Origin of the sequence: Stenotrophomonas maltophilia group sp. Smal13 (assembly GCF_030236855.1) — a bacterium.
Taxonomy (GTDB): Bacteria; Pseudomonadota; Gammaproteobacteria; order Xanthomonadales; family Xanthomonadaceae; genus Stenotrophomonas; species Stenotrophomonas maltophilia_A.
The window spans coordinates 44,451-63,274 of the sequence record NZ_JASJSQ010000007.1 but is presented as its reverse complement, the minus strand read 5'-3'; the positions used below and the strand labels follow the sequence as shown (position 1 = coordinate 63,274).

Annotated in this window: 20 protein-coding genes; 19 read left to right on the top strand and 1 reads right to left on the bottom strand. The window is 66.8% G+C overall.

The features are described 5' to 3' along the window. Positions 1–55: 55 nt before the first annotated feature. From QRO95_RS04310 to QRO95_RS04250, 13 genes are all read left to right on the top strand, one after another. Positions 56–2,056: a conjugal transfer protein TraG gene (locus QRO95_RS04310; RefSeq protein WP_180834218.1), complete on the top strand. Its 2,001-nt coding sequence runs from the start codon at positions 56–58 to the stop codon at positions 2,054–2,056. Beyond that, entirely contained in the window at positions 2,053–2,517 is a 465-nt protein-coding gene (locus QRO95_RS04305; protein WP_014646142.1) for a ribbon-helix-helix protein, CopG family, read from the top strand. Before QRO95_RS04310 ends, QRO95_RS04305 begins: the two co-directional genes overlap by 4 nt. Next, positions 2,514–3,566, top strand: a complete 1,053-nt coding sequence (gene trbB / locus QRO95_RS04300) for a P-type conjugative transfer ATPase TrbB (protein ID WP_180834219.1) — start codon at positions 2,514–2,516, stop codon at positions 3,564–3,566. Before QRO95_RS04305 ends, trbB begins: the two co-directional genes overlap by 4 nt. After that, positions 3,563–3,946 (top strand): TrbC/VirB2 family protein, encoded by a 384-nt coding sequence (locus tag QRO95_RS04295; protein ID WP_014646144.1) that lies wholly within the window; start codon positions 3,563–3,565, stop codon positions 3,944–3,946. The genes trbB and QRO95_RS04295 overlap by 4 nt, the downstream gene beginning before the upstream one ends. Further along, on the top strand, positions 3,943–4,227 hold the full coding sequence (locus QRO95_RS04290; RefSeq protein WP_014646145.1) for a VirB3 family type IV secretion system protein: 285 nt from the start codon (positions 3,943–3,945) through the stop codon (positions 4,225–4,227). The genes QRO95_RS04295 and QRO95_RS04290 overlap by 4 nt, the downstream gene beginning before the upstream one ends. A gap of 12 nt (positions 4,228–4,239) precedes the next feature. Continuing rightward, positions 4,240–6,702 carry a conjugal transfer protein TrbE gene (gene trbE, locus QRO95_RS04285; RefSeq protein ID WP_285301744.1) on the top strand — a complete coding sequence of 821 codons (2,463 nt, stop codon included), beginning with the start codon at positions 4,240–4,242 and terminating at the stop codon, positions 6,700–6,702. Further along, entirely contained in the window at positions 6,699–7,427 is a 729-nt protein-coding gene (gene trbJ, locus QRO95_RS04280; RefSeq protein ID WP_180834221.1) for a P-type conjugative transfer protein TrbJ, read from the top strand. Before trbE ends, trbJ begins: the two co-directional genes overlap by 4 nt. Positions 7,428–7,439: 12 nt before the next feature. Next, entirely contained in the window at positions 7,440–7,730 is a 291-nt protein-coding gene (locus QRO95_RS04275; RefSeq protein ID WP_180834222.1) for a hypothetical protein, read from the top strand. Then, the gene (trbL, locus tag QRO95_RS04270) at positions 7,727–9,100 is read left to right on the top strand and encodes a P-type conjugative transfer protein TrbL (RefSeq protein WP_014646149.1); all 1,374 of its coding nucleotides are present in this window, start codon (positions 7,727–7,729) and stop codon (positions 9,098–9,100) included. Before QRO95_RS04275 ends, trbL begins: the two co-directional genes overlap by 4 nt. 18 nt (positions 9,101–9,118) lie before the next feature. Further along, positions 9,119–9,820, top strand: a complete 702-nt coding sequence (gene trbF / locus QRO95_RS04265; RefSeq protein WP_180834224.1) for a conjugal transfer protein TrbF — start codon at positions 9,119–9,121, stop codon at positions 9,818–9,820. A 176-nt stretch (positions 9,821–9,996) separates the two neighbouring features. Beyond that, on the top strand, positions 9,997–10,959 hold the full coding sequence (gene trbG / locus QRO95_RS04260) for a P-type conjugative transfer protein TrbG (protein WP_180834226.1): 963 nt from the start codon (positions 9,997–9,999) through the stop codon (positions 10,957–10,959). A 2-nt stretch (positions 10,960–10,961) separates the two neighbouring features. After that, positions 10,962–12,251, top strand: a complete 1,290-nt coding sequence (locus QRO95_RS04255; protein WP_075077240.1) for a TrbI/VirB10 family protein — start codon at positions 10,962–10,964, stop codon at positions 12,249–12,251. Continuing rightward, positions 12,248–12,493 (top strand): DUF2274 domain-containing protein, encoded by a 246-nt coding sequence (locus QRO95_RS04250; protein ID WP_026069911.1) that lies wholly within the window; start codon positions 12,248–12,250, stop codon positions 12,491–12,493. The genes QRO95_RS04255 and QRO95_RS04250 overlap by 4 nt, the downstream gene beginning before the upstream one ends. Positions 12,494–13,180: 687 nt before the next feature. Here the strand turns inward: QRO95_RS04250 and QRO95_RS04245 are convergent. Beyond that, entirely contained in the window at positions 13,181–13,999 is an 819-nt protein-coding gene (locus QRO95_RS04245) for a hypothetical protein (RefSeq protein WP_010481314.1), read from the bottom strand. A gap of 461 nt (positions 14,000–14,460) precedes the next feature. Here QRO95_RS04245 and QRO95_RS04240 point away from each other — a divergent pair, with 461 nt between their 5' ends. The 6 genes from QRO95_RS04240 to atpA all read left to right on the top strand — a co-directional run bounded on the left by QRO95_RS04240 (position 14,461) and on the right by atpA (position 18,736). Continuing rightward, complete coding sequence (locus QRO95_RS04240) at positions 14,461–14,826, top strand: hypothetical protein (RefSeq protein ID WP_006394654.1); 366 nt, start codon at positions 14,461–14,463, stop codon at positions 14,824–14,826. A gap of 31 nt (positions 14,827–14,857) precedes the next feature. After that, positions 14,858–15,658: a F0F1 ATP synthase subunit A gene (atpB, locus tag QRO95_RS04235; protein ID WP_010481316.1), complete on the top strand. Its 801-nt coding sequence runs from the start codon at positions 14,858–14,860 to the stop codon at positions 15,656–15,658. A 73-nt stretch (positions 15,659–15,731) separates the two neighbouring features. Continuing rightward, positions 15,732–16,037: a F0F1 ATP synthase subunit C gene (gene atpE / locus QRO95_RS04230; protein ID WP_005411133.1), complete on the top strand. Its 306-nt coding sequence runs from the start codon at positions 15,732–15,734 to the stop codon at positions 16,035–16,037. A 106-nt stretch (positions 16,038–16,143) separates the two neighbouring features. After that, positions 16,144–16,614, top strand: a complete 471-nt coding sequence (locus tag QRO95_RS04225) for a F0F1 ATP synthase subunit B (RefSeq protein WP_005419512.1) — start codon at positions 16,144–16,146, stop codon at positions 16,612–16,614. A 2-nt stretch (positions 16,615–16,616) separates the two neighbouring features. Further along, positions 16,617–17,144, top strand: a complete 528-nt coding sequence (locus QRO95_RS04220) for a F0F1 ATP synthase subunit delta (RefSeq protein WP_032129048.1) — start codon at positions 16,617–16,619, stop codon at positions 17,142–17,144. Between the two features lie 44 nt (positions 17,145–17,188). Next, positions 17,189–18,736, top strand: a complete 1,548-nt coding sequence (atpA, locus tag QRO95_RS04215; protein WP_032129047.1) for a F0F1 ATP synthase subunit alpha — start codon at positions 17,189–17,191, stop codon at positions 18,734–18,736. Positions 18,737–18,824 lie beyond the last annotated feature (88 nt).

Below are 18,824 nucleotides of genomic sequence, written 5' to 3'. Positions count from 1 at the left end.
GTCCTTGTGCCGCGCTTGAACGAGGAATCAGCGCAGGGGAAATCGGAGGCCAGTCATGCAAGGTCAGGGCGTGTTGTTCGGGCAGATCGCCGCCGTCTTCGGCATCGTGATCGCCGGTGTGTGGGGGGCCACACAATGGACAGCCGCCGCCCTGGGCTATCAACTACGCCTTGGCTCGCCCTGGTTCGATTTCTTCGGCACGCCGGTCTATCACCCCTGGCGGCTGTTCGAGTGGTGGTTCTTCTTCGATGCCTACGCGCCGCATGTCTTCGACATCGGCGGGGCCATCGCGGGCGGCAGCGGCCTGCTGGCCGTGGTGGTGGCCATCGCCATGTCGGTGTGGCGCTCGCGGCAGGCCAAGCTGGTCACGACCTATGGTTCGGCGCGCTGGGCCGAAGCGGATGACATTCGCAAAGCTGGGCTGACGCAGCCGGCCGGCGTCTTCCTCGGCAAGTATCGCAATGAGTATCTGCGACATGAAGGCCCGGAACACGTCCTGACCTTCGCGCCCACGCGTTCGGGCAAAGGCGTCGGCCTGGTGGTGCCGACGCTGCTGTCCTGGCCCGCGTCCGCCGTCATCCACGACATCAAGGGCGAGAACTGGCAGATCACCGCGGGCTGGCGCTCGCGCTTTTCGCACTGCCTGCTGTTCAACCCCACCGATGCGAAGTCGGCTGCGTACAACCCGCTGCTGGAAGTGCGGCGCGGCGCGCATGAAGTGCGCGACGTACAGAACATTGTGGACATTCTCGTCGACCCCGAAGGCGCGCTGGAGAAGCGCAACCATTGGGAAAAGACCTCGCACGCGCTGTTGGTTGGCGCCATCCTGCATGTGCTGTACGCGGGCGAGGACAAGACGCTGCGCGGCGTCGCCAACTTCCTCTCCGACCCCGCATGCCCGTTCGAGCTGACGCTGCACCGGATGATGACCACGCGGCACCTCGGCGATGGACCGCACCCCGTCGTCGCGTCCGCCGCCCGCGAAGTGCTCAACAAGTCGGACAACGAACGCTCGGGCGTGCTATCCACGGCCATGTCGTTCCTCGGCCTGTACCGCGATCCCACGGTGGCCGAAGTCACGTCACGCTGCGACTGGCGCATCGCCGACCTGATCGCATCCGAGCACCCCGTCTCGCTGTATCTCGTAGTGCCGCCTTCGGACATCAGCCGCACCAAGCCGCTCATTCGCCTGATCCTCAACCAGATCGGCCGGCGCCTAACGGAATCGCTCGACGGCAGCGACGGCATCGAGCGCCGCCACAAGCTGCTGCTGATGCTCGACGAGTTCCCGGCGCTGGGCAGGCTCGATTTCTTCGAGACGGCGCTGGCCTTCATGGCGGGCTACGGCATCCGCAGCTTCCTCATCGCGCAGTCGCTCAACCAGATCGACAAAGCCTACGGCCAGAACCATTCCATCCTCGACAACTGCCATGTGCGCGTGACGTTTGCGACCAACGACGAGCGCACCGCCAAGCGGATCTCCGAGACGCTGGGCACCGCCACCGAACTGCGTGCGCAGCGCAACTACGCCGGCCACCGGCTCGCGCCGTGGCTGGGCCACCTGATGGTGTCGCGCCAGGAGACGGCTCGCCCGCTGCTGACGCCGGGCGAAGTGATGCAGCTTCCGCCCGACGAGGCCGTGGTGATGGTGTCCAGCGTGGCGCCCATCAAGGCGAACAAGCTGCGCTACTACGCCGACGCCAATTTCAAGCGGCGCGTGCTGCCGCCGCCGGCGCTCGCAGCCGGGCAGTACGCCGATGCGCCGCCCTCGCGGCCGGATGACTGGAGCGGCCTGGCGATTCCTGCCGTGCCCGACGCCCCTGCAACGACATCCGCCGATGGCCTGGGCACCGCCGACGACGGCGGCCCACGTCGCCAGCCCGAGCTATCCGAAGTCGCCGAATACAGCCCCGAGCCGCAGCACGCAGGCAACGACCTGGCGCTGCTCGATGACGACGACGACCTGCCGCTGCCGCTTCCCGGCCAGCTCGACCCGGCCATGCAGCGCACGGCCCGGCTGGCATCGCTGAATCCCAACGACGGAATCGAACTATGAGCCAGTACCGCCTCAACCTGTTCATCCAGCCCGAACATGCCAAGCGCCTCGAAGAACTGGCCGCCAAGAAAGGCGTCTCGAAATCCAGCATCGTTGCCGCCGCCCTGGCGTCCTGGCTATCGCCGGATGCCGGCGACCAGCGCGAGGCGGCCATCGCCAGGCGGCTGGATCGCCTGTCGCGCCAGGCCGAACGCCTGGAGCGCGACCAGAACATCGAAATCGAAACGCTGGCGCTGTTCATCCGCTACTTCCTGACCGTCAGCACGCCGATTCCCGAAGCCCATCAGGACGCGGCCCGCGCGCAGGGCAAGGCGCGCTTCGAGCAGTTCGTGGAACAGCTTGGCCGCCACCTGCTGCGCGGCCGCAGCTTGGTGCGCGACGTGGTGGAAGAACTGCACCCTGACCCGGTGCGGATGGAGGATGCGGCGGCGCTGGCCGAGGCGCGGGAGCGTGCGTCATGAGCGCCGCACCGAAGTCATCCACCGCCGCTGCTCTGGATCGCCGCATCCAGATGCTGCGCACGGCAATGGGGCCGCTGATCGCCACCGCGCTGGAAGACCCCGACGTGGTGGAAATCATGCTCAACCCCGACCGCACCCTATGGGTGGATCGGCTGTCGTCGGGCCGCGCCCCGCTGGGCGTCGAACTGTCCGAGGCCGATGGCGAACGCATCATCCGCCTGGTGGCCGCGCATGTCGGTGCGGAAGTGCATCGCGGCCAGCCGCTGCTGACCGCCGAGTTGCCGGAAACCGGCGAACGCTTCGAGGGCATTCTGCCGCCGGCCGCGCCCGGCCCGGCCTTCGCGCTGCGCAAGCGGGCCGTGAGCATCATCGGCCTGGATCGCTACGTGGTCGACGGCATTCTGTCCGCGCCACAGGCCGAATTCCTACGGCGGGCGGTACGCGAACGGCAGAACGTGCTGATCGCGGGCGGCACCAGTACGGGCAAGACCACGCTCGCCAATGCCTTGTTGGCCGAGATCGCCGCCACCGGCGACCGCGTGCTGGTGCTCGAAGACACCATCGAACTGCAATGCGCGGCCCGCGACCACGTGCCGCTGCGCACCCGCGCCGGCGTCGTGTCGATGCAGGAATTGGTGCGCGCCACGATGCGCCTGCGCCCCGACCGCGTAATCGTCGGCGAGGTGCGCGGCGGCGAAGCCCTGGACTTGGTGAAGGTGTGGGGCACCGGCCACCCCGGTGGTATCGCCACCATCCACGCCGGTTCCGCGCTGGGCGCGCTGCTGCGCCTGGAACAACTGATTCTCGAAGTGGCGGTGAACCCGCCGCGTGCGTTGATCGCCGAGGCGGTCAACGTCGTGATCCACATCGCCGGGCGTGGCCGCAAGCGCCACGTCGAAAGCATCGCCTGCGTCGTCGGCTTCGACGCCGCCGGCTACCAACTGGCGGACGCGCTGGAAACGCCGTTTCCCGAGCTGCCGCCGGTTTCCCTCGCAGCCGCCGCCGCTGCGCCTTCCCCGTCCCTCGACCCACTTGGAGAACTGCCATGACGCAGATGCACGTTCCTGCTTTCCGCCTTTCCGTAAATCCGGTTCCCATCCTTGCACGCCTCCGGCGCCTGGCCCGGCCGGCCCATCGCGGCCTGCTGCTGGCCGCCATCATGCTGATGACGGCCGGCACCGCGCAGGCTGCCGGTTCCTCGATGCCCTGGGAAGGGCCGCTGCAATCCATCCTGGAGTCGATCCAGGGGCCGGTCGCGCGCATCGTGGCCGTCATCATCATCATCGCGACCGGCCTCGCGCTGGCCTTCGGCGACACGTCGGGCGGCTTCCGCAAGCTGATCCAGATCGTGTTCGGCCTGTCCATCGCGTTCGCCGCATCCTCGTTCTTCCTGTCCTTCTTTTCGTTCTCCGGCGGGGCCGTCGTATGAGTGCCGCCGATGAAGGCACGCCGGGCTTCGCGCTCGGCTTCGAGGTGCCGCTGCATCGCTCGCTGACCGAGCCGATCCTGCTGGGCGGCGCACCGCGCACCGTGGCGATCGCCAACGGCACGCTGGCCGCTGCCGTCGGGCTGGGCCTGCAACTGTGGATTCCCGGCGTCGTGCTCTGGATCGTCGGCCACTCGCTGGCCGTGTGGGGCGCGCGCGTCGATCCGCAGTTCATGCAGGTCTTCGCCCGGCACATCAAGCACCGCCCGCTGCTGGACGTGTGAGGGGACGCCGCCATGCTGAACCTTGCCGAATACCGCCAGCGCCCCGCGCTGCTGGCCGACTGGCTTCCGTGGGCTGGGCTGGTCGCGCCTGGCGTCGTCTTGAACAAAGATGGCTCGTTCCAGCGCACGGCGCGCTTTCGTGGACCGGACCTGGACAGCGCCACGCAAGGCGAGCTGATCGCCACGTCGGCGCGGCTGAACAACGCGCTGCGCCGGCTGGGTTCGGGCTGGGCCTTGTTCATCGAGGCCGAGCGCCAGCCGGCGGCGGATTACCCGCACTCCGACTTTCCCGAGCCGCTGTCCTGGCTGGTCGATGAGGAACGCCGCGCGGCGTTCGAGGAATCGACCCACCATTTCGAGAGCGCCTATCACCTGACGCTCGCGTTCCTGCCACCGGAGGAATCGCGCGCCCGTGCCGCCAGGCTGCTCTATGAGAACACGCCCGGCGATGGCGTGGACTGGCGCGGCCGGCTCGACGCCTTCGTAGCGGAAACCGATCGCGTGTTCGATCTGCTCGATGGCGTGATGCCGGAAGTCGCCTGGCTCGATGACAGTCAGACGCTGACCTACCTGCATGGCACGGTATCCACCCGGCGCTATCGGGTCGCGGTGCCCGAGGTGCCGTTCTATCTCGACGCGCTGCTGGCCGACTCCATGCTGGCCGGCGGCCTGGCGCCCACGCTGGGCGACCAGCACCTGCGCGTGGTGACGGTGCGGGGCTTTCCGACCTCGACCTGGCCGGGACTGCTGGACGACCTCAATCACCTGGGGTTCGCCTACCGCTGGAGCACGCGCTTCCTGTGCATGGACAAGGCCGAAGCGGAAAAGGAACTCGGCCGGCTGCGCCGCCAGTGGTTCGCCAAGCGCAAGAACGTCATCGCGCTGCTGCGCGAAACCATCTTCCAGCAGGAATCGCCGCTGGTGGATACCGACGCCAGCAACAAGGCGGCCGATGCCGATGCCGCCTTGCAGGAACTGGGCAGCGATCAGGTCGCCTTCGGCTATCTCACCGCCACGGTGACGGTGCTCGACGCCGATCCGGCCGTGGCCGACGAGAAGCAGCGGATGGTGGAGCGCGCCATCCAGGGCCGAGGCTTCGTCACCATCCCCGAAACCCTCAATGCCGTGGACGCCTGGCTGTCGTCCATCCCCGGCCACGCCTACGCCAACGTGCGCCAGCCCATCGTCTCGACGCTGAATCTTGCACACATGATGCCGCTGTCGGCGGTATGGGCCGGGCCGGAGAAGAACGACCATCTCGACGGCCCGCCGCTGATCGTGACGCGCACCGATGGCGCGACGCCGTTCCGGCTGGTGACGCACATCGGCGACGTGGGGCATACGCTGGTCGCTGGCCCGACCGGCATGGGCAAGTCGGTCCTGCTTGCCGTCCTGGCGATGCAGTTCCGGCGCTACTTCAGCTCGCGCATCTTTGCCTTCGACATGGGGCGGTCCATGCGGGCGACGGTGTTGGGCCTGGGCGGCGAGCACTACGACCTCGGTGCCGATGGCGGCATCGCGTTCCAGCCCTTGGCCCGTATCGACAGCGAGGGCTATCGCACCTGGGCGGCCGAGTGGGTGGAAGGCCGCCTGCTGCACGAAGGCGTCACCGTCGGCCCGGACGAGAAGGCCGCCATCTGGTCGGCGCTGGGGAGCCTCGCCGGTGCGCCGCCGGAGCAGCGCACGATGACGGGGCTCTCCGTGCTGCTGCAATCCAACGCGCTGCGTCAGGCACTCTCGCCCTACGTGCTCGGCGGCGCCCACGGCAAGCTGCTGGACGCCGACCTCGACCGGCTGGGCAGCGCCGACGTGCAGGGCTTCGAGATGGAGGAGCTGATGCACAGCCCGGCCGCCGTGCAAGCGGTGCTGCGCTATCTGTTCGCCCGCTTCGATGAACGGTTCGACGGCGCACCCACGCTGCTGATCCTCGATGAAGCCTGGCTGTTCCTCGATGAACCGGCCTTCGCGGCGCGCATCCGCCAGTGGCTCAAGACGCTGCGCAAGAAGAACGTCAGCGTCATCTTCGCCACCCAGTCGCTGGCCGACATCAAGGACTCGACTATCGCGCCGGCGATCATCGAAAGCTGCGCCAGCCGAATCTTCCTGCCGAACCCGCAGGCCACCGAGCCGCAGATACGGACGATCTACGAGGGCTTTGGCCTCAACAGCCGGCAGATCGAGATCGTTGCCACCGCCGAGCCCAAGCGCGACTACTACTACCAGTCGCGCCTGGGCAATCGCCTGTTCGACCTCGACCTGGGGCCGGCCGCGCTCGCGTTCGCGGGCGCTTCGACCCCGCAGGACCAGCGCGACATCGACCGCGTGCTGGCGCAAGCCGGCGTGCCCGGTTTTGCCGGCGCGTGGCTGCGCCATCGCGGCCTCGATTGGGCCGCCGACCTGCTGGCCGAGTTCCCCGGCGCCGCGCCATTGGCCCCTTCCGTCCTTTCCTCACCACCACAGGAGAACCTGCCATGAAGAAGCGTCTTATCGCCACCGCCATCGCGGCCATGCTTTGCACCGTGTCCACCGCGCAGGCGCAATGGGTCGTGGTTGATCCCACGAACTTGGTGCAGAACACGCTGACCGCGATCCGCACGCTGGAGCAGATCAACAACCAGGTCCAGCAGCTCCAGAACGAAGCACAGATGCTCATCAACCAGGCACGCAACCTGGCGAGCCTGGACTTCAACATCGTCAACCGGCTGCGCTCGACGCTGGCGACGACCGAGCGGCTGATCGCCGAGGCGCAGGGACTGGCCTACGACGTGCAGAACCTCGACCGCGAGTTCGCACGTCTGTACCCGGAGCAATACGCCGCCACCGTCAGCGGCGACCAGATGTATCGGGATGCGCAGGAGCGTTGGAAGCACACGCTCGACGGTCTGCATACTGCGATGCGCATGCAGGCGCAGGTATCGCAGAACCTGCGCGAGGACGAATCCACGCTGGCCGACCTCGTGAGCCAGAGCCAGTCCGCCACCGGCGCCTTGCAGGCCGCGCAGGCGACCAATCAGCTCCTGGCCTTGCAGGCCAAGCAGTCGATCCAGGCGCAACAGCTCCAGATCACCCAGGACCGCGCGACCTCGCTCGAACTGGCGCGGCAGGCGGCGGCCACCGAGCGCGCCCGCGAAGTGCGCCGGCGCTTCCTCGGCACCGGCACGCCGTACACGCCGCAGCGCGTGGATTTCTACCGCAACTGACGGGAGACGGCCATGCGATGCGCTTGCCTCCTGCTGGCCGTGCTGCTGACAGCCTGCGGCCAGCACTCGGCCGACAACCGCGCCGATGCCCTGGCCGCCGATCCCGTGCGGCTCAAGGCACTGCGCGCGCAATGCGCGGCCGACCGGCAGGCCATCGGCGAGGACGCTTGCCTGGCCGCCGCAGAAGCCTTCCGCCGGCGCTTCTTCGCCGGCCAAACCGGGCCGGACGAGTACCGAACGCTGGAGGAGCTGCCGCCCATTCCCCCAACCTTCGATGAGCCGATTGGAGATGAAACGCCATGAACGACGTGACGATCATCGACCGCTTTCTGGATACGTTCTCGCGCTACATCGACTCCGGGTTCGGGCTGTTGCAGGGCGAGGTGGCGTTCCTGACGGCCACGCTGATCGTCATCGACATGACCATCGCCGGCCTCTACTGGGCCATGAGCCACGCCACCGGCCAAGGCGAGGACGTGATCGCCAAGCTGCTGCGCAAGGTGCTCTACGTCGGTGCCTTCGCCTACATCATCGGCAACTTCAACTGGCTGGCAGGCATCGTCTTCCGGTCCTTCGCCGGCCTGGGCCTGACGGCCACCGGCTCGACCTTGAGCATGGAGAACTTCCTGCAACCGGGCCGGCTGGCGAAGACCGGCATCGACGCAGGCACGCCGATCCTGGAGCAGGTCGGCGAGATGGCTGGTTTCCCCGAGGTGTTCGTGAACCTTGACGCCATCACGGTGATGTTCCTGGCCTGGCTGGTGGTGGTCCTGTGCTTCTTCGTGCTGGCGATCCAGCTTTTCATCACGCTGATCGAGTTCAAGCTGACCACGCTCGCCGGCTTCGTGCTGGTGCCGTTCGCCTTGTGGAACAAGACCAGCTTTCTCGCCGAGAAGGTGCTGGGCAACGTGGTGTCGGCCGGCATCAAGGTGCTGGTGCTAGCCGTGATCGTCGGCATCGGCTCGGGCCTGTTCGCCGAGTTCCAGGTGCATCCCGACGAGCCATCCATCGACCACGCGCTGGTCATCATGCTGGCCTCGCTGACGCTGCTGGCGCTGGGCATCTTCGGCCCCGGCATCGCCACCGGCCTGGTGTCCGGTGCACCGCAGCTCGGTGCGGGGGCGATGGCCGGTGCCGCTGTCGGCGCTGCCGGCACGGCCGTCGCCATCGGTGCTGCCGCAACCGGCGTGGGCGGGGCGGTGGCCGCCGGGGCGCGCATGGCGCCTGCTGCCGCCAAGCTGGCCGGCAGCGGTGCGCGCGCCGCGACATCGACGGCCGGTGGTGCCCGGTCAGCGTTCCGGGCCGGGTCCGCCGCTGCCGGCGGCGGGGCCAAGGGCGCTGCGGCCGGCCTGGGCAACGTCGCCAAGACGGGCGCGCAGGCGGCCGGGCGCGGTGCCGCATCCCGCGCTTCCGCCATCGGGCAACGCATGGCTGCGCCTTTCCGCGCCGGCTGGAACGGGCCGCCGGCCGATGAAGGCGCAGGCGCCGCGTCCGGCGGCGGCCAGTCCGGCGGCGAAGCCACGTCCAACACCGGGCAGCAACCGGCCTGGGCCAAGCGGCTGCACCGCCGCCAGCAGCTCACCCACGCCGCGACCACCGCCGCCCATGCGCTGCGCGGCGGCGACGGCGGCGGCTCCGGGCAAGGCCCGAGCCTGCGCGATTCCGATTCCTGACCTTCAAGGAGAACACCCATGCGATTCAAACGACCGCAGGTGCGCTATGCCGACACGCCGCAGCCTGCCACGCCGTATCAATCTGCCGCGCAGGTGTGGGACGAGCGTATCGGCGCGCCCCGCGTGCAGGCCAAGAACTGGCGCCTCATGGCCTTCGGCCTGCTGGTGCTGACGCTGCTGATGGCCGGCGGCCTGGTCTGGCGCTCGGCGCAGTCCATCGTCACGCCCTACGTGGTGGAGGTGGACAAGGAGCACGTGCGCGCCGTAGGCGAGGCGGCCACGCCGTACAAGCCCACGGATGCGCAGATCGCGCATCACCTGGCGCGCTTCGTGACGTTGGTGCGCTCGCTGTCCATCGACCCGATCGTGGTCCGGCAGAACTGGCTGGACGCCTACGACTACGCGACCGACCGGGGCGCCGCCATGCTCAACGACTACGCCAGCAAGAACGATCCCTTCGCGCGCGTCGGCAAGGAGTCGGTCACGGTGCAGATCACCAGCGTCGTGCGCGCCAGCGACACGTCGTTCAACGTGCGCTGGACCGAGCAACGCTTCGCCAACGGCGCGCCGGCCGGGACCGAGCGCTGGAACGCCGTCATCTCCATCGTCCTGCAAACCCCACGCACCGAGGAACGCCTGCGCAAGAACCCGCTGGGCATCTACGTCAACGGCCTGTCGTGGAGCCGCGAACTCGATCCCTCGGAAGGAACGAAACCATGAACACTCTCCAATCGCATGATCCCGTTTCGCGTCAGGATGATCTTCCCCCCGATGAGCGGTGGCGGATGTCTCAGGAGGCGTATCAGCAGCGTCTGCGGGATGGCGTCGTATCGGTATGGCCCTTGTTCGCCCCGAATCTGCGGATAGACGATCGAACACTTCGCCACGTTTGCCTGTTGACGCTGGTGGCGGCCTTGGCGGGCTGCGCCACACAGCGCAAGCCGCCGCCCGTGATCCCACTCGATGAGCCAGTGCAGGCGCAGCTCGTGCCCGATCCACCCTCGCCGGTGGAGGTGGTCGCCGTCCTCGAACCGCTGGCGCTGCCGGAGCAGTTGAAGCCGCTGCCGGAAGGTGACGAAGCCCAGCCCGCGCCGGAGCCGGCCGACGAAACCGTGCGCGTGTCCAAGGCCAATACCGAGGCGCGGGTCGCGCCCACGCGCGAGGGCTACGTCAATGCCATCCAGGTCTGGCCCTTCACCGATGGCGCGCTGTATCAGGTCTATGCCGCGCCGGGGCGCGTGACCGTGGTTTCGCTCCAGCCCGGCGAAGAACTGGTGACGGTCGCCGCCGGCGACACCGTGCGCTGGATCGTCGGCGACACGTCCAGCGGTGCCGGCGACGAGCTGCGCGTCAACGTGCTGGTCAAGCCTGTCCGCTCGGGCCTCAAGACCAATCTGGTCATCACCACCAATCGGCGCACCTACCTGCTGGAGCTGACCTCGACAGAGCGCGCTTGGATGGCGTCGGTGTCGTGGGACTACCCGAAGGACCGGATGCTGGCTTTGCAGCGCCAGGCGCAGGCCGCGCAGGTGGCGGCGCCGGTTGATACGGGCCTATCGCTGGAGCGCATCCGCTTCCGCTACGCGATCAGCGGCAGCAATCCGTCATGGAAGCCGCTGCGTGCCTTCGATGACGGCGAGAAGGTCTACATCCAGTTCCCTGCCGGCATCGCCCAGGGCGAACTGCCGCCGCTGTTCGTCATCGGCGTGCAGGGCGATGGGCAGTTGGTGAACTACCGCTTCCGCTCGCCGTACTACATCGTGGACCGGCTGTTCGGCGCGGCCGAACTGCGCCTGGGCGGCGACAAGGGCGACGTGGTGCGCATCGAGCGCACCGACGGCGTGGCGCGGAGGAACTGATGATGCGCCAGGACGACACCCCCGAGCCGGTCGCACCGCAGGCGGCCAAGGCAGCGCCCGAGGCGGTAGCGCTGCGCGCCCAGCCGCGTCCGGTCACGCGCTTGAATCGTCGCATGCTGGCGATCCTGGCCGGCGGGCTGTCGGTCGCCGTGCTGGGCGCGCTGATGTGGTCGCTGCAACCGCAGCGACGCGGCGCCAGCGAACAGACCGAGCTTTACAACGTCGATCGCGTTTCGCGCTCCGAAGGGCTGGAGCGGCTTCCGACCGACTACTCCAAGCTGCCGCCGGCCGCGCCGCCCCCGGTGCCGGAGCTGGGGCCGCCGCTGCCGGGCGACCTCGGGCCGGCCATCGTCAATGCGCAGCAACCGACACCAGGCTACGCGCCGCCCGGCCACGATCCGGCAGAGGCCGAGCGCCTGGCCAGGTTGAAGGAAGCCGAGGAAGCGGCGGCGTCATCGGTGTTCTTCCGCTCGGGTACGCAGCGCGCCGCGCCGGTGGCGCAGTCACAGGCCACCGCGGCGCCGGGCTTCGCCGCCAAAGCGGCGTTCGATCCGATGGCCGCTGGGCCGGCCTCGACGGCAGCCCAGCCTGCCGACCCGACCGCAGTACAGAACCGGCAGGAACAGAAGGAGGCGTTCCTGCAAGGCGGTTCCACGCAAACCCGTAATTCCGGCAACCTGCAATTGCCAGCCTCCCCGTATCAGGTCATGGCCGGGACGGTCATCGCCGGCGCGCTGGTGACGGGCATCAAGTCGGACTTGCCGGGCGATGTCATCGCCACGGTGACGGAGCCGGTCTATGACACGGCCACCGGCAAGTTCCTGCTGATCCCGCAGGGCTCGCGCATCCTCGGTCGCTACAACAGCCAGGTGAGCTACGGACAGAGCCGGGTTCAAGTCGTCTGGAACCGGATCATTCTGCCCGATACGTCGTCGGTGACGCTCGACAACCTGGTCGGCACCGATCCGGCCGGCTATGCCGGGCTGGAGGATGAAGTCGATTGGCATTGGGATCGGATCTTCGCCGGGGCGGCGCTGACGACGCTGCTGGGCGTCGGCGCCGAGCTGGCCGCGCCGGAGAACCGCCAGGACGGCAACCGCATCGTCATCGCCGGCCGCGACAGCGCGCAGGACAGCATCAACCAGGTCGGCCAGGAGATGACCCGGCGCAACATGAACATCCAACCGACGTTGAGCGCGCGCCCCGGTCTGCCGGTGCGTCTGGTCGTGAGTCGGGACTTGGCGCTGCGCCCCTACCAGCCCCTGTTCTTCAACCGAGGGACTTCACGATGAGCACGACCAGGAAGCTGCGGTTGGGACCGCTGCCGAAGACCGAGAACATCAAGCTGACCTTTCCTTGCCCGGCCAGCCTGAAAGCCGACCTCGACCGCTACGCCGCGCTGCATGCGCAGACCTATGGCGAAGCAGTCGATGCCGTGACGCTGATCCCGCACATGCTCGAAGCCTTCATCGCGGGGGACCGGGGATTCAGGAAGGGAAGCGTGAGCAGGACGGTGCCAGCGAAGCCGGGCTGACGATGCACGGTCTCGCCGGCGGCCATCCCTCGAATGCGCAGCCCAACGCTGCGCGTTCTTCGTTCTGGAGGATGGCGACAGAGTGGGCTATGATCGTGCGGCAAGCCCGCCGTCTGCCGGTGATCGTCCCCGATGCAGCACGACTTGGCCCTCTACCGCGACGCTCCCATGTGGCTCCTAGTCCATATGGCCGCCGCCCCGCAAAGCGGCCCGAAGTAGAGCTAACTCCCTGTCTTGTTTAAGCTTTCGGACTCTTGGCGATTTTCGCCGAGGGCTTGACACAGGCCCTTTTTTGTTTCTCCGCTCCGGATTTTTGCGAGCGGTGGGGCCGCTGCGCGGGTGGCAGGCGTCTGGACAAATGTCCCCCGTCGTCCGCCTGCGGCGGTCGCCTCCTCCTTTACTTTGTCCAAGCGCCTGCCACCCGCGCAGCGGCTCGGCTTGCGGATAGTCGAGAGCCACAGCTTGGCCCGCCTGGATGCCTGACACGCGGGGGTAGAGGGGCTTGCGTGCGAAGTAAAGGAGGAGGTGACGGCCGCAGGCCGGTGCCGGGGGACATTCGCACACAAGCCCCTCTTCCCCCAGCGCTCGACCAACCTGCTTCTCTGCTCGACGATGCAAAGAAAAAGCGCGGCCCCGATGTTCCGGAGGCCGCGCCAGGAGAGAGTGTGCCGTGGAAGGGGCGGGGGATCAGAACACGAAGCTGACGCCGGCCACCGGGCCCTTGAATTCCTGCTTCAGGCCGATGGTGCCGTCGCTGCCCTTCTTGTCCGCGTCGAGCTTGAACCAGTCGTAGCCAGCGAACACACCGAAGTTCTTCGTGAAGCGGTAATCGACGATGGCGTTGGCGCGGCTCAGGTCGCCCTTGTAGTCATCGAAGCTGCCCCAGCGCGTGTTGAGGTACTGGCCCTGCAGCGTGATCATCCACTTTTCCGACGGGGTGAAGCTCAGGCGCGCACCGACCACCGGCGCCACGCCGTCGGTCTTCTCATTGAGGAACTGGCCTTCGTAGACGGTGCCCAGATCGGCGTAGGCCTTGGTGCTGACCTTGGCGTACTCGGCACCCAGCTGCAGGCCGAGGTCGAAGGTATCGGTGTCCACCACCGAGTAGTCATAGACCAGGCTTGCGACCTGGTACTTCAGTTCGCCCTTGACGAAGCTGCCGGATGGCACGTTGACGTCACCGAAGGAGATGTCCTGGCCAAGGGTCTCGCGGCGGTCCTTGTCGTACTTGAAGTAGTTGAACAGCAGGCGCTGGCGGTTGCTGATGCGGAACATGCCGTCGATGCGCGGTTCCCACTCCTTGCCACCCAGCTTGAAGTCCTCGGAGAAGCCGATGTCCTGGCCGGCGACGTTGGTCTTGCCGCGAAGGGTGTTGTCCGAGTCGATGTTCATCGCACCCAGGCGCAGGGCGAAGCGGTCGTCGCCTTCAGCGGCGTGGGCGGCAGTGGCGAACGAAGCACCAGCGGCGAGCAGGGAGAGGGCGAGCAGGGTGGGTACGGGGCGCATCGAAGAGTCCTTGCAGTGGTTCATCAGAATGAAGGCCACTGTGCCGGACAGGCCCGTCCACCATCCGTGAACGTATGGTCCACGAAGTGTGCACGGTTCAGCGCTGTCGCGACGATGCAAAAAGATGGCCCCGGAGCCGGGCTTCGGGGCCATCGTGGGACCTGCGGGGCGGAGCGTCGACGAGGTTGCTGCAGGCAGGTCGCGAAAGATCGGACCGGCGCATTCGGCGAAAGTTCCGTGGCCTGCGACCAAAGTTCAATACTGCGCTGCAACATCATACGGACGTCATTGTCCCCTGGGTGGCACGCAAAAATGTAACCGTTACCGCAACTTGCGGCCTCCCGGGATGAACAGGGAGCGGTTGTCTCGCAAATTGTCCCATTGCTATAATTTGGCGGCTCGATGAGGCCCCCCTGCTGTAGTCGCCTCAGCCCTCCACTTGCAACCACGCGGGACGTCCTGTGCTGAACTCCGTTGATGCGGGTCGGCGACTGATGCTGCGCGCCGCGGTCTACCCGCTGGCCGCAGTGGCTGTCCTGGCCCTGGCCTTCCTGCTGGTAGGTCCGAAATATGCCCTCGGCGCGCTGGCGTCCGGTGTGGCCATTTCGGCCGGTGGCTGGGTGGCGGCACGGATGGCACTGGGCGGTGGGGCACTGGCCGCAGGTTCGGCGATGGCTCGCCTGATCATTGCGATCGTGGCCAAGTGGGTGGTGGTTTTCGGCGTCCTGCTGGTGGGGTTCCTGGTCTTCAAGCTGCCTGCATTGGCGCTGTTGGCCGGTATCGCCGTCGGCTTGATGTTCCAGGTCCTGGCGATGGCCAGGCGTTGACAGAATTCAATTAACTGAAGGTTCCGGACACATGGCGGGCGAGGCTCTAACCCCTACCAGCTACATCCAGCATCACCTGCACAACCTGACCGCGCCGGTCGGCAAGGGTGAGGGTATGTTCTGGCATATCCACGTCGATACCTTCCTCACCGCGGTCCTGATGGGCCTGGTGATCGTTGTCGCGTTCTGGCTGGGCACCCGCAAGGCCACCGCCGGCGTGCCGGGCAAGTGGCAGGCCTTCGTCGAGATCTGCCTGGAGTTCGTCGACCGCCAGGCCAAGGACACCTACCACGGCAAGAGCAAGCTGGTCACGCCGATCGCCATCACGATCTTCTTCTGGATCCTGTTGATGAATCTGCTGAAGATGATCCCGGCCGATTTCATCGCCAAGCCGCTGGAATGGGTGGGCGTGCACTACTGGAAGCCGGTCCCGACCGCTGACGTCAATGCCACCCTGGGCATGGCCATCAGCGTGTTCTTCCTGATGCTGTTCTTCGCGCTCAAGTCCAAGGGCCTGGGCGGCTTCATCAAGGAATTCCTGACGGCGCCGTTCGGCAAGTGGATGATGCCGTTCAACCTGATCCTCAACATCGTCGAGTGGCTGAGCAAGCCGATCTCGCTGGCGATGCGACTGTTCGGCAACATGTTCGGCGGCGAAATCGTGTTCCTGCTGATCTGGGTGCTGGGTGGTGCCGGTTTCTTCGGTGCCATTGCCGGTGGTGTGTTCGGCCTCGGCTGGATGCTGTTCCACCTGCTGGTGATCCCGCTGCAGGCCTTCATCTTCATGATGCTGTCGATCGTGTACCTGAGCCTGTCGGAAGACGCTCACTGAGTTTCAAGCTTCAACGCGTTTCAACCTTCATCCGTTTCATCACCCTTAGCAACTTAAGTTCCTGGAGATAACCATGTACTTCGCCGTCCTGACCAACTTCGCGCAGATTCAGAGCTCCACCGCCCTTGCCGTCGGCATCATGATCGGCCTGGCCGCGCTGGGCGCCGGTCTGGGTCTGGCCATCATGGCTGGTAAGTTCCTGGAGTCGGCCGCCCGCCAGCCGGAACTGATCCCGGTCCTGCAGGTCCGCATGTTCATCACCGCCGGCCTGATCGACGCCGCGTTCATCATCTCGGTCGCCGTCGGCCTGCTGCTGGCCTTCGCCAACCCGCTGTCGGCTGCCTTCGCTGGCGCCGTCACCAAGGCTCTGGCCGGCTGATACAGCGGTTTGAGACGACCGGGTGCTGATGCACCCGGTTTCGGATGAAGGCCGGATGCGCCGCTACGGCGGCGCGTCCACCCCGAAACCAGCGATCGAGCTAACCATGAATATCAATTTCACCCTTCTTGCGCAGGCGCTGGCCTTCGCTGGTCTGATCTGGATCATCGCGACCAAGATCTGGCCGCCGCTGATGAACGCGATCGAAGAGCGCCAGCAGAAGATTGCTGAAGGCCTCGCTGCTGCCGACCGCAGCCAGAAAGATCTGGCCCAGGCGCAGGAGAAGGTCAACGAAGCGCTGAAGGAAGCACGTACCAAGGCCAACGAGATCATCGATCAGGCCCACGCACGTGCCAACCAGATCGTTGATGCTGCCCGTAACGAAGCGATCACCGAAGCCACCCGTCAGAAGGAACTGGCCCAGGCTGAAATCGACGCCGCCGCCAACCGTGCCCGTGAAGATCTGCGCAAGCAGGTGTCTGCGCTGGCCGTGACCGGTGCCGAAAAGCTGCTCAAGCGCGAAATCGACGCCAACGCCCACAAGGCGCTGCTCGACGAGCTGGCCTCGGAGATCTAAGGATGAGCCAGGCCCTCACGCTTGCCCGCCCGTACGCCCGCGCCGCGTTCGCGACCGCGCGCGACGAAGGCGCGTTCGCGCCGTGGTCGGACGCCCTGGCGTTCTCCGCCCACGTCGCCGCCGATCCGCGCGTGGCGGCCCTGCTCGCCAACCCGGAGCTGGGTCGTGACGACGCCGTCGCCCTGCTGGCGCCGGTGTCCCACGGCGAGACCTACTCGCGCTTCCTGGCCATCCTGGCCGAATCGCATCGTCTGCCGCTGCTGCCGGAAATCTCCGGCATGTTCGACGCCCTGCGCGCCGAAGCCGAGCACGTGGTCAAGGCCACGGTGACCTCGGCTTCCGAGCTGTCGGCCGGAGAGCTGGACGCGATCAAGGTTGCGCTGCGCAAGCGCTTCAACCGCGAGGTCGACGTGACCACCGCGGTCGATGCTTCGCTGATCGGCGGCGCCGTGATCGACGCCGGCGACGTGGTCATCGATGGTTCGCTGAAGGGCAAGCTGGCCCGTCTGCAGACCGCGCTCGCTAACTGAATTCATTTAACGTCCGGCCCCGCTGCCGGCACTAGGACTTGACGATGGCAACCACGCTCAACCCCTCCGAAATCAGCGAACTGATCAAGAACCGCATCGAGAAGGTCAAGCTGGCCGCGGAATCGCGCAACGAAGGCACCGTGACCAGCGTGTCCGACGGCATCGTGCGCATCTTCGGTCTGGCCGACGTGATGCAGGGCGAAATGATCGAACTGCCGAACAACACCTTCGCCCTGGCCCTGAACCTGGAGCGCGACTCGGTCGGCGCCGTGGTCCTGGGTGACTACGAAAACCTGCGCGAAGGCGACGTCGCCAAGACCACCGGCCGCATCCTGGAAGTGCCGGTCGGTCCGGAACTGCTGGGCCGCGTCGTGAACGCGCTGGGCGAGCCGATCGACGGCAAGGGCCCGCTGGGCACCGACCTGACCGCTCCGGTGGAGCGCGTTGCTCCGGGCGTGATCTGGCGCAAGTCGGTCGACCAGCCGGTGCAGACCGGTTACAAGTCGGTCGACTCGATGATCCCGATCGGCCGTGGCCAGCGCGAGCTGATCATCGGTGACCGCCAGACCGGCAAGACCGCGATGGCGATCGATGCGGTGATCAACCAGAAGGGCACCGGCATCAAGTGCGTGTACGTTGCGATCGGCCAGAAGGCTTCGACCATCGCCAACATCGTGCGCAAGCTGGAAGAGAACGGCGCGCTGGCCCACACCATCGTGGTGGCCGCGACTGCTTCCGAATCGGCTGCCATGCAGTACATCAGCGCCTACTCGGGCTGCACCATGGGTGAGTACTTCATGGACCGCGGCGAAGACGCGCTGATCGTGTACGACGATCTGTCCAAGCAGGCCGTCGCCTACCGCCAGATCTCGCTGCTGCTGAAGCGCCCGCCGGGCCGTGAAGCCTACCCGGGTGACGTGTTCTACCTGCACTCCCGTCTGCTCGAGCGCGCTGCCCGCGTGTCCGAGGAATACGTCGAGAAGTTCACCGAAGGCAAGGTCACCGGCAAGACCGGTTCGCTGACCGCGCTGCCGATCATCGAAACCCAGGCCGGCGACGTGTCCGCCTTCGTTCCGACCAACGTGATCTCGATCACCGACGGCCAGATCTTCCTGGAAACCGACCTGTTCAACGCCGGCATCCGCCCGGCCGTGAACGCCGGTATCTCGGTGTCGCGCGTCGGTGGCTCGGCCCAGACCAAGATCATCAAGAAGCTGTCGGGCGGCATCCGTATCTCGCTGGCCCAGTACCGCGAGCTGGCTGCGTTCGCGCAGTTCGCCTCGGACCTGGACGAAGCCACCCGCAAGCAGCTGGAGCGTGGCCAGCGCGTCACCGAGCTGATGAAGCAGAAGCAGTACGCGCCGATGTCGATCGCCAACCAGGCGCTGTCGATCTACGCCGTCAACGAGGGTTACCTCGACGACGTGCCGGTCAACAAGCTGCTGGCGTTCGAAGAAGGCCTGCACGCCCACTTCGCCAACACCCAGGGCGAACTGGTCAGCAAGGTCAACGCCACCGGCGGTTGGGACAACGACATCGAAGGTGCCTTCAAGAAGGGCATCGCCGAGTTCAAGACCACCGGCAGCTGGTAATCGCGGTCCTGTAGAGCGGAGCCTCTGGCTCCGCTGGACCAGATGACAAACGGTTGAACAACGCGGGGCAGAAGCCCCGCGCCACGGG

Bases quoted from the DNA above. Each gene is read 5' to 3' on its own strand.
- QRO95_RS04310 (WP_180834218.1), top strand. From the start codon at position 56: ATGCAAGGTCAGGGCGTGTTGTTCGGGCAGATCGCCGCCGTCTTCGGC.
- QRO95_RS04305 (WP_014646142.1), top strand. From the start codon at position 2,053: ATGAGCCAGTACCGCCTCAACCTGTTCATCCAGCCCGAACATGCCAAG.
- trbB (WP_180834219.1), top strand. From the start codon at position 2,514: ATGAGCGCCGCACCGAAGTCATCCACCGCCGCTGCTCTGGATCGCCGC.
- QRO95_RS04295 (WP_014646144.1), top strand. From the start codon at position 3,563: ATGACGCAGATGCACGTTCCTGCTTTCCGCCTTTCCGTAAATCCGGTT.
- QRO95_RS04290 (WP_014646145.1), top strand. From the start codon at position 3,943: ATGAGTGCCGCCGATGAAGGCACGCCGGGCTTCGCGCTCGGCTTCGAG.
- trbE (WP_285301744.1), top strand. From the start codon at position 4,240: ATGCTGAACCTTGCCGAATACCGCCAGCGCCCCGCGCTGCTGGCCGAC.
- trbJ (WP_180834221.1), top strand. From the start codon at position 6,699: ATGAAGAAGCGTCTTATCGCCACCGCCATCGCGGCCATGCTTTGCACC.
- QRO95_RS04275 (WP_180834222.1), top strand. From the start codon at position 7,440: ATGCGATGCGCTTGCCTCCTGCTGGCCGTGCTGCTGACAGCCTGCGGC.
- trbL (WP_014646149.1), top strand. From the start codon at position 7,727: ATGAACGACGTGACGATCATCGACCGCTTTCTGGATACGTTCTCGCGC.
- trbF (WP_180834224.1), top strand. From the start codon at position 9,119: ATGCGATTCAAACGACCGCAGGTGCGCTATGCCGACACGCCGCAGCCT.
- QRO95_RS04255 (WP_075077240.1), top strand. From the start codon at position 10,962: ATGCGCCAGGACGACACCCCCGAGCCGGTCGCACCGCAGGCGGCCAAG.
- QRO95_RS04250 (WP_026069911.1), top strand. From the start codon at position 12,248: ATGAGCACGACCAGGAAGCTGCGGTTGGGACCGCTGCCGAAGACCGAG.
- QRO95_RS04245 (WP_010481314.1), bottom strand. From the start codon at position 13,999: ATGCGCCCCGTACCCACCCTGCTCGCCCTCTCCCTGCTCGCCGCTGGT.
- atpB (WP_010481316.1), top strand. From the start codon at position 14,858: ATGGCGGGCGAGGCTCTAACCCCTACCAGCTACATCCAGCATCACCTG.
- atpE (WP_005411133.1), top strand. From the start codon at position 15,732: ATGTACTTCGCCGTCCTGACCAACTTCGCGCAGATTCAGAGCTCCACC.
- QRO95_RS04225 (WP_005419512.1), top strand. From the start codon at position 16,144: ATGAATATCAATTTCACCCTTCTTGCGCAGGCGCTGGCCTTCGCTGGT.
- QRO95_RS04220 (WP_032129048.1), top strand. From the start codon at position 16,617: ATGAGCCAGGCCCTCACGCTTGCCCGCCCGTACGCCCGCGCCGCGTTC.
- atpA (WP_032129047.1), top strand. From the start codon at position 17,189: ATGGCAACCACGCTCAACCCCTCCGAAATCAGCGAACTGATCAAGAAC.